The organism is Cellulosimicrobium sp. CpK407 (assembly GCF_051844275.1).
Lineage (GTDB): Bacteria > Actinomycetota > Actinomycetes > Actinomycetales > Cellulomonadaceae > Cellulosimicrobium > Cellulosimicrobium cellulans_G.
Genome location: NZ_JBGNYC010000094.1, coordinates 1 through 2,237 on the forward strand (window position 1 = coordinate 1; position 2,237 = coordinate 2,237).

Below are 2,237 nucleotides of genomic sequence, written 5' to 3' on the forward strand. Positions count from 1 at the left end.
GCACCGCGGACCTGACCCCGCGGGCTTGAGACCCGACCACGCCACCTCACCGAACCACGGCTCTGCCTCGACGGACCGGGGCTCTATCTCGGCGTCAGGGCTCGTCGTCGAGGGGGGCGCCGTGGTGGCGGCCCAGGACGTCGAGCCGCGCCCAGAGGATCGCGAGCGCGGCGCCGCCGCCGATCTCCGCCGCCGCGAGGGCTCCGACGACGAGCGCGTCGGCGCCGACGACCTCGAGCCGCCCGGGCCCGACCGCGCCGCCCGCGAGCCAGCTCACCGCCCCGACGAGCAGTCCCGCGCCGAGCGCGACCCCGCCCAGGGCGAGGCTCACGTCGAGCCACCGGACGTCGTCGTCCGGGTGGGTGCCTGTCACGTCGCGCAGGCGGCGCCACACGAAGGCACCGACCACCACGCCGAGCGCGACGACGACGGCCGGCACCCACGGCGTCAGCGGGTTGGTCCAGTCGTCGCCGGGCAAGGCGCCGAGCAGCGGGATCGCCGGCAGCGCGCCGGGCTCGGAGCCGGTCGGGGCGAACGTGCTGCCCTCGCCGACGGCGAAGCCCGGCCCGACGAGCCACGCCCCGGCCCAGGCCACGACGTTCGGCAGGACGGCGAGCTGCGCGAGCGCCAGGACGATGCCCCCGACGGTCCCGGGCACGAGCCCGGCGACGATGTCGCCCGACGTCGCACGCCCGGCCACCAGCCACGCCCCGACGACGACGGCGGAGACTCCGGCCAGCAGGCTCGTGCCGAGCAGGCCGCCGCGCAGGCCCAGTCGTACCGACGGCGGGAGCCACCGGTCGAGCCGCTGCGTGAGGTCGCCGACGAGGGGCGCGTCGGGTCGGGCGAGGATCCCGGCGCCGAGGCCGAGCCCGCCGACGACGGCGCCCCCGACGACCGCGACGCCGAGACCCCACGGGGGCGTCGACCCGGCGAGCAGCGCGACGCCGAGCGTCGCGAGGGCATAGGTCACGGTGCCCGCGACCCAGGCGGACAGGGTCGTGTGCGCGGATCGTCGGGCAGACGCGAAGCAGCAGAACAGCGCGAGGGCGGTGAGTCCGAGCGGCACCAGCGTGACCGTCGTCCCGCTCGCGACGAGCGGGACCCCGTGCCCGAGGAGCCAGAATCCCGCGGCGATCGTCACCGACTGCCCCCACCCGGAGCCCTCGGGGGACCCGGTGGACGACGCGAGGAAGGCGACGACGCCGGGCAGCACCACGACGGCGAGCGACAGCGCGAGCGCCTGGAGCGCGGCGAGCACTCCCGAGGGCCCGCGCCGGACCACGACCGGTGCGGGGGCCGGGCTGCCGTCCACGGTGCGCGTGCGCGCACCACGCGTCGTGCTGGTGGTGCTCATGGTGCCCATCGTCGTCGATCGAGTGGTCGGTCTGCGGCATTCGCCCCGGCGCGCCAGCCTACCCGCGCCTACGATCGGTCCATGACGACGCCGCCCGCCCCGACCGCGTTCGTCCTGGGCGGGGGCGGGGTCCGGGGCGCCGTCCAGATCGGCATGCTGCGTGCGCTGCTGGAACGCGGCATCACGCCCGACCTGGTGGTCGGGACGTCGATCGGTGCGATCAACGGGGCGGCCCTCGCGGCGGACCCGACGCCCGCGGTCGTCCCTCGCCTCGAGTCCGCCTGGTCGTCGCCCGCGGCCGCGCAGGTCTACGGCGAGGCGTGGTACCGGCAGGTGCACCGGCTCGCGACGACGCGCACCCACCTCGCCAGCCCGGCTCCCCTGCGCGCGCTGTTGCGCCAGGTGCTCGGCGAGCGCACGACGTTCGCCGACCTCGCCGTGCCCCTCGTCGTCGCCGCGGCGTCGATCGAGCGCGCGGCGGAGCGCTGGTTCAGCGAGGGTCCGTTGGTCGACGCCGTGCTCGCCTCGGCGTCCGTCCCGGGCGCGCTGCCGCCCACGCGCATCGGCGACGAGCACTACGTGGACGGCGGGGTGGTCTCCTCGATCCCGCTGGGCGAGGCGGTGCGCCGCGGCGCACGGACGGTCTGGGTGCTCCAGGTCGGGCGGATCGAGGAGCCGTTGCGGCCGCCGCGGACCGCGGTCGAGGTCGCGAAGGTGACGTTCGAGATCTCCCGGCGGCACCGGTTCGCGCGCGAGCTCGCCGAGGTCCCCGACGACGTGACCGTCCACGTCCTGCCCAGCGGCGGGCCGCTGCCCGGCGACGACCGGCTCTCGTCGTCGCGCCGGCTCGACACGACCCGAGCGCGCGCCGCCTCGTCGT

General features: G+C 77.0%; 2 protein-coding genes. One reads left to right on the forward strand and one right to left on the reverse strand.

Features of this window, described 5'->3' with window-relative positions:
• Positions 1 to 94: 94 nt before the first annotated feature.
• Entirely contained in the window at positions 95 to 1,357 is a 1,263-nt protein-coding gene (locus tag ABWU78_RS20835) for a cell division protein PerM (protein WP_439159383.1), read from the reverse strand.
• A gap of 81 nt (positions 1,358 to 1,438) precedes the next feature.
• Here ABWU78_RS20835 and ABWU78_RS20840 point away from each other — a divergent pair.
• A partial coding sequence (locus ABWU78_RS20840) for a patatin-like phospholipase family protein (protein ID WP_439159384.1) occupies positions 1,439 to 2,237 on the forward strand: 799 nt, incomplete at its 3' end.

Excerpts from the sequence above, each read along its gene's own strand:
- ABWU78_RS20835 (WP_439159383.1), bottom strand. The coding sequence starts at position 1,357 with ATGAGCACCACCAGCACGACGCGTGGTGCGCGCACGCGCACCGTGGAC.